The sequence below is a fragment of the Marivita sp. genome (assembly GCF_017643905.1).
Taxonomy (GTDB): Bacteria; Pseudomonadota; Alphaproteobacteria; order Rhodobacterales; family Rhodobacteraceae; genus Marivita.
Genome location: NZ_JAEPMO010000048.1, coordinates 21,243 through 28,310, shown reverse-complemented (window position 1 = coordinate 28,310; position 7,068 = coordinate 21,243). Strand labels below are relative to the sequence as shown.

Annotated in this window: 6 protein-coding genes; 1 reads left to right on the top strand and 5 read right to left on the bottom strand. The window is 59.9% G+C overall.

Translation table 11 applies throughout. From position 1 onward, the window contains the following. Positions 1–386: 386 nt before the first annotated feature. Positions 387–2,255: an excinuclease ABC subunit UvrC gene (uvrC, locus tag JJ869_RS09575; protein WP_292266538.1), complete on the top strand. Its 1,869-nt coding sequence runs from the start codon at positions 387–389 to the stop codon at positions 2,253–2,255. 96 nt (positions 2,256–2,351) lie between these two features. Here the strand turns inward: uvrC and JJ869_RS09570 are convergent, their stop codons facing one another. The 5 genes from JJ869_RS09570 to JJ869_RS09550 form a co-directional block, all read right to left on the bottom strand. After that, complete coding sequence (locus tag JJ869_RS09570; RefSeq protein WP_292266536.1) at positions 2,352–2,783, bottom strand: thioesterase family protein; 432 nt, start codon at positions 2,781–2,783, stop codon at positions 2,352–2,354. Beyond that, on the bottom strand, positions 2,783–3,541 hold the full coding sequence (locus tag JJ869_RS09565; protein ID WP_292266533.1) for a TIGR02186 family protein: 759 nt from the start codon (positions 3,539–3,541) through the stop codon (positions 2,783–2,785). Before JJ869_RS09565 ends, JJ869_RS09570 begins: the two co-directional genes overlap by 1 nt. Continuing rightward, positions 3,541–4,455: a sulfite exporter TauE/SafE family protein gene (locus JJ869_RS09560; RefSeq protein ID WP_292266531.1), complete on the bottom strand. Its 915-nt coding sequence runs from the start codon at positions 4,453–4,455 to the stop codon at positions 3,541–3,543. Before JJ869_RS09560 ends, JJ869_RS09565 begins: the two co-directional genes overlap by 1 nt. A gap of 161 nt (positions 4,456–4,616) precedes the next feature. Further along, complete coding sequence (locus JJ869_RS09555; RefSeq protein ID WP_292266529.1) at positions 4,617–5,582, bottom strand: ABC transporter permease; 966 nt, start codon at positions 5,580–5,582, stop codon at positions 4,617–4,619. After that, positions 5,582–6,673 (bottom strand): ABC transporter permease, encoded by a 1,092-nt coding sequence (locus JJ869_RS09550; protein ID WP_292266528.1) that lies wholly within the window; start codon positions 6,671–6,673, stop codon positions 5,582–5,584. Before JJ869_RS09550 ends, JJ869_RS09555 begins: the two co-directional genes overlap by 1 nt. Positions 6,674–7,068: the final 395 nt, after the last annotated feature.

Here is a 7,068-nt window from a genome sequence, read left to right as displayed (position 1 = left end):
GATGGCTGCGCACGCACGCAACAAGCTCACGCCGCTCTGAAGAGGTAAGAAAACCGGGACGGATCATGCCGTAACCTGAATCGCGACCTGCTTGCACGTCAACCCTTCAAATCTCGGGTCTTCAGTGACTCCGGGTATAATGTTTTCAGTAACTTGATCTAAATGTAATTAAAAATCATTTAATTTCAATAACTTGAAAAATTGCCTAAAAATAAGGCATTTCAGGGAGGGTGCCGAAAAACAAGGGAAAATCCCTAACATTCAAATCTTCTCCGCAGACTTATCCACAGAAACCGTGGATGTCTTAAAGGTTGCATCGTGGGGTGCAATGGGGCAGCGAAACCTTAAGAATCGCGCGAACTGCGCAACCGTAAATTCGGGCTGACATGACCAAGGAAATCGAAGCTGACAAAGTGACCGGATATGCCTGTATTCAGAGCTATCTCAAGACGCTGGACTCCAGTCCCGGTGTCTACAGAATGCTCGATGCTCAGGCGCGTGTTCTCTATGTCGGCAAGGCGCGGAACCTGCGCGCGCGGGTCTCGAATTACTCGCGTCCGTCACCGCAGCACTCGGGCCGCATCGCGCGGATGATTTCGGAAACCGCGTCGATGATGTTCCTGACGACGCGGACCGAGACCGAAGCGCTGTTGCTGGAACAGAACCTCATCAAGCAGCTCAAGCCGCGCTACAACGTACTTTTGCGGGACGACAAATCGTTTCCGAACATCCATGTCACGGATCATGCCTTTCCGATGATCCACAAGCATCGCGGTGCGAAGAAAGACAAAGGCGCCTATTACGGCCCTTTCGCCAGTGCGGGCGCGGTGAACCGGACATTGAACCAGTTGCAGCGCGTCTTCCTGCTGCGCAATTGCTCAGATGCCATGTTCGACAGCCGGACAAGGCCGTGCCTGCAGTACCAGATCAAGCGCTGCTCCGGGCCTTGTGTCGGCAAGATATCGGAGGCCGACTACGCCGAAAGCGTCCGCGACGCCGAACGGTTCCTGTCGGGAAAGTCAACGCATGTGCAGGAAACGCTGGCCAAGCAAATGGCGCAGGCGTCCGAGGAGATGGAATTTGAGCGCGCCGCCGCGTTGCGTGATCGCATCCGGGCGTTGACGCAGGTTCAGACGGCGCAGGGGATCAACCCGCGCGGTGTGACCGAGGCGGATGTGATCGCGCTTCATCTTGAAAAGGGGCAGGCTTGCGTTCAGGTTTTCTTCATCCGGGCGAACCAGAACTGGGGCAACCGGGATTTCTATCCACGGGTCGGCCCGGACGTGGAAGAGGCCGAGGTGCTGGAGGCCTTCATCGGCCAATTCTACGACACCAAGGAACCCGCGCGGCTGTTGCTGCTGTCTCATCCGATCGAAAACGAAGACCTGATGACCGAGGCTTTGACGGGCAAGCTGGGGCGCAAGGTCGAGATCGCGGTGCCACGTCGAGGCGAAAAGTCGGAACTGGTGGATGGTGCGCTTCGCAATGCAAAGGAATCGTTGGCCCGACGGATGGCGGAAACCGCGACGCAGACCAAGCTGTTGCGCGGTCTGGCCGAAGCCTTTGGCCTGGAAGCGCCACCGCAGCGGATCGAGGTGTATGACAACAGCCATATTCAGGGGACAAATGCGGTTGGTGCCATGATCGTGGCGGGGCCGGACGGCTTCATGAAGAGCCAGTACCGCAAGTTCAACATCAAGGGGGACGAGCTGACCCCCGGTGACGATTTCGGGATGATGAAAGAGGTGCTGACCCGTCGGTTCAAGCGGTTGCTCAAAGATGATCCCGAGCGTGACAAAGGGTTGTGGCCGGACCTGCTGTTGATCGACGGTGGGGCGGGGCAGGTGTCAGCCGTGCGCGAAATCATGACCGAATACGGTGTCGATGATGTGCCGATGGTCGGTGTGGCCAAAGGTGTGGACCGGGATGCGGGCAAGGAAGAGTTCCACCGCTCAGGCACACGACCCTTTGCGCTGCGCCACAATGATCCGGTTTTGTACTTTGTCCAACGCCTGCGCGACGAGGCGCACCGGTTCGCCATCGGCACACACCGGGCGAAACGGGCAAAGTCCCAGATGGCGAACCCGTTGGACGAGATTTCGGGCGTTGGAGGCGCACGCAAACGCGCGCTGTTGGCGCATTTCGGATCGGCCAAGGCAGTCAGCCGGGCGAACCTTGCCGATTTGAAAGCGGTGGAGGGCGTCAGCGAGGCGCTGGCGGAACGTATCTACGCGTTCTTTCACGAAAAAGGATAGGTGGCTTTATTGAGTGCGCCACACGCCCACAGGGTACTTTGGCTTTTTCGCTTCTGCGAGATGCCTGCGGTGGAGGTCTCTTTGAAACAGAGAAGATCAGACGCTGAGTTGGCTTAGTGTCTGTCGCACCTCGTCAGAGAGTGGGGAAGGGCGCCCCTCATCTCCAACATGGACTTGCGTAAAGAAGCCTTCCGCCCCAGCGATGTCACTGTCATTGCCGAAGAGTGCGACCTCGTAACGGAAGGACGAGGTGCCGATATGGGCGATGCGGATGCCCGCGGTCAGGATGTCCGGAAAACCCAGTTCGGCGTGGTAGCGACAGCCGCTTTCGACAACGAGGAATTTCGTGGCGTTCGGTCCCCGGATCTCGATCCCCTGTTCCATCTGCCAAAGGCTGACGGCGGTGTCGAAGAGTGCATAGTAGGTCGCGTTGTTCAGGTGGCCGTATTCGTCATTGTCCTGCCAGCGGGTCGGCAGGGTGCGGAAGGCGCGATACTCGGCGCGGGTTCCGGGCAGCGTTCTTGGCATCAGCCGGACCGCAACAGCCTGAACGCCGCGGACGCACCCCAGCCGGCGGCGATGGCAATGGCCAGCGACAACAGCCCGTATACCAAGGGCTGCTGGCGCGAGAGGTTGAACAGCCAACGTTCGAGACCCACCTTGCGCACGTCAATGCTGGTTTCGTATTTCGACACCACCTTGCCACCACGTGTCAGGAAGACGCGGGTCGCGTATTCACCCTCGGTCAGGTTGGCCGGCATTCGGATTGCAGTGTTGAACAATGTGGATTCCCGTAGGTCCACCGCACCTTCGGCCAGAACATAGAGACCGTTGTCCATGCAGATGCGCACAAGCGCGTCGATGAATTCCTGCGGGTTGGCCACCTGCGACCAAGCCCCGATGGACCGGATTCGGCGCGGGATCGACACGTTATGGCGCAGATCGTCCGCTTCGTTCAGCACCTCGCCCCAGGGCGCGGAAGTGGCAATCGCGTAAAAGCTTGGCGCGGCGGACACGTCCATTGCATCGGTGTTCACCCAAATGCCTGCAACGCGGTCTTTGCGGCGGACCGTGATAGGTTCCTGCGGCCCGGCGATGGTGACGATCACCTGCAACGGCTGGTCCTGCGGGATCGGAGCTTCGCGTTTGATGCCGCCGTAGATGACGATTTCGGACCCGTCGAAATTGGTCGAGATTGATACCTCGTCCTGGCTGAGACCCAGCACCACTTCTTCGGCCCGCAAGGGTGCGGCGAGGAGCAGGAGGATCAGGAGCAGTCCGCGCATCAATGACCTCCCGCCGAGCCGATCGAGAACAGCTCGGACGGTTGGATCAGAAGATCGAGCGCCAGCTTGCCGCAAACGGCAAGGACCATGATGGCAAGCAGGATGCGCAACTGCTCGGCCTTGAGCTTGGCCCCGATCACTGTTCCGATCTGCGCGCCCACAACGCCGCCTATCAGCAGCAAGACGGCAAGCACAATGTCTACAGTGTAGTTGGTGGTGGCGTGCAGCAGCGTGGTAAAGCCGGTGACGAAAATGATCTGGAAAAGAGACGTGCCAACGACAACCTTGGTCGGCATGCCAAGCAGGTATATCATGGCAGGCACCATGATGAAGCCGCCGCCGACGCCCATGATCGCGGCAAGGATGCCAACAAGCACACCGACGATGATCGGAGGGATCACCGAGATATAGAGACCCGAGGTGCGAAACCGCATCTTGAAGGGCAGACCGTGAATCCAGTTATGCTTCTTGCGCTTGGGAGCCACGCCGGCGCGCGTCTTGCGGATCGCGTTCAGGCTTTCGACGAACATCAGCGAGCCGATGACGCCGAGGAACACAACGTAACAGAGTTTGACCAGAAGATCGACTTGACCGAGGCTCTTGAGGTAGTTGAAGACCCCGACACCCAGCGCGGCCCCAATGAGACCTCCGACCAGCAACACCGTTCCCATCTTGAGATCGACGGTTTTGCGCCTGAGATGCGCCAGAACGCCGGAGAAAGACGAGGCTACAATCTGGTTCGCTTCAGTTGCCACAGCCACGGCGGGGGGGATGCCGATGAAGAACAGAAGGGGCGTCATCAAGAAGCCGCCACCAACACCGAACATGCCGGACAGCACGCCGACCATCCCGCCTAGGCCAAGCAGCAGGAAAGCATTGACCGAGACTTCGGCGATGGGGAGATAGATTTGCATGTTTGTGCATAGACCCAACCTTTGCCCCGTTTCAAGCGATGCGGTGCCGCAGGTGCAAAAAGGACTTATGATTGTAAGTTAACTGGACTCAGGCAAAAGCGGGGTGATGCGCCAACGCATCACCCGTTTCCGTTGACGGAAACGCCAGCTTAATCCGACTGTCAGCGTTCCTTGACGTAGGGCTCGCCACCGGCGCGCGGCGGGATCGCCTTGCCGACGAACCCGGCGAGGATCACCACGGTCAGGATATAAGGCAGGGCATCCATGAACTGCACCGGCACGACAAAGGCCCCAAGGTCGATGTTCTGATACCGCAGCGCTACGGCCTGAAGTAGTCCGAAGAGCAGGCAGGCATAAAGCGCATACCAGGGCCGCCACTTGGCAAAAATCAACGCGGCCAACGCGATGAACCCGCGCCCGGCGGTCATGTCCTTGACGAAACCAGCCTGCAACGCCGTGGCAAGGTAGGCGCCCGCAATGCCGCAGAGCACGCCGCAGATGCCCACTGCAACATAGCGCAGGCCGACAACTGAGATGCCCGCAGTATCGACGGCCTCGGGCGCTTCACCCACTGCGCGCAGACGCAGGCCGAAGCGTGTCCGGTAAAGCAGCCACCATGTCAGGGGCACCATGGCGAAGGCGACATAGACAAGAATCGAGTGGCCTGAAATCAGCTCGGCATAGATCGGTCCAATGAGCGGGATACCCGCCATAGCCTCCACTCCGGGAAGGGTGATTGCCTCGAACCGTCCCGCGCCGATCAGCGACGGGGTTCGGCCACCCTGGCTGAACCAGTCCTGAGCGATCAGGACCGTGAGACCCGCCGCGAGAAAGTTGATCGCAACGCCCGAGATCAGCTGGTTTCCCCGGAAGGTGATCGATGCCAGCCCGTGCAGGACCGACAGCGCCAGTGACGCAAGGATGCCTGCGCCAAGCCCCATCCACACGTCTCCGGTGATCGCGGCAATGGCGGCGGAGAAGAACGCGGCGGCGAGCATCTTGCCCTCTAGGCCGATGTCAAAGATGCCGGCACGTTCGCTGAAGAGGCCCGCAAGGCAGGCCAGCAGCAACGGTGTGGCCAGACGGACAGTGCTGTCGAGCACCTGAAGCAGAGTTGCGAAATCCATCAGGCTTTCCTCCGGGAGGCGAGGAAGAGTTTTTCAAGCGGCATCCGCACCATGTTGTCGAGCGCACCTGTGAAGAGGATCACCAGCGCCTGAATGACGACGATCAGTTCGCGTGGAATGTTGGTCCAGAGCGCCAGTTCTGCGCCCCCTTGGTAGAGGAAGCCGAACAGCAGCGCGGCCAACAGCACACCCAACGGATGTGAGCGGCCCATCAGCGCCACGGCGATACCGATGAACCCGGCACCTTCGGTTGCATTCATCACAAGGCGTTCCGCCTCACCCATGGTGGTGTTGAGCGCCATCATCCCGGCAAGTCCACCCGAGATTAGCATGGCGACCACGGTGATCTTGACCGGGCTGATGCCAGCGTATTTCGCCGCTGATTCCGACTGACCAAAGGCGCGGATTTCGTAACCCAGCTTGGTGCGCCAGATCAGCAGCCAGACCACGAGGCACATCGCGATGGCCAAGAAGAATGTCACATTCGCGGGCGCGCCCCGGAACATGGCGGTTTCGGCGGTCGAGAACATGTCCTGGAAGGTGGGCAGTTTCGTCGCTTCGGGGAAACGGGCCGTGGCCGGGTCCATTGCGCCTTGCGGACGCAGGATGTTCACCAGCACGTAATTCAGCAGGGCGGCGGCGATGAAGTTGAACATGATCGTGGTGATCACGATATGGCTGCCGCGCTTGGCTTGCAGATAGGCCGGGATCAGCGCCCAGAGTGCGCCGAAGATGGCGGCTGACACGGTTGCGCCCACAAGTGCCACATACCAGTTCGGCCATGGGATATAGAGACAGGCGAGCGCCACACCCAAACCACCGATCATCGCCTGTCCTTCGCCACCGATGTTGAACAGCCGTGCATGGAAGGCGACGGCCACGGCAAGGCCGGTGAAGATGAAGTTGGTCGCGTAGTAGAGCGTATATCCCCAGCCAGAAGACCGCATGAGCGCGCCGTCGACCATCAACTTGAACGCGGCAACCGGGTCTTCGCCGATACCGATGATGACGAGCGCCGACAGGATCGCGGCAAGGATGAGCGTGATCAGGGGGACAAGGACCGCGTCGGCCCAGCCGGGCATCTTATCCATTTTTGTCGCTCTCCTCGGGGTCAATCTTGGTGTCGGGAGCCTTGGGCCTTTCCGGCGTCGACTGGTGGATCGTCGCGCTGAAACCGCCAATGCTGATCGAGTCCGTTTTAGCGGGCGGCGTTTCGATATCGATCGGATCGGTGCTGACCGAAATCGACTCTTCTTCCTTTGCGATGGGCGGAGGGCTGTCCGGGTCCGGCGCAGCAACGTTCTCGGTCACCATCGCATCCTCGCTGGCCTTGGACTCGGCGGTGAGTTCTGCCGCTGGCTCTTCGGCCGGAGCCTCGGGCGTGACTGTCTCGGTTTCTACCGGCGCATCATCCTGCGCGTCCGCGTCCGCTTCGGGCGCATCTGCTTCTGCGGCCTCTTGCACCTCTTCCTCGGTCATCGCCATC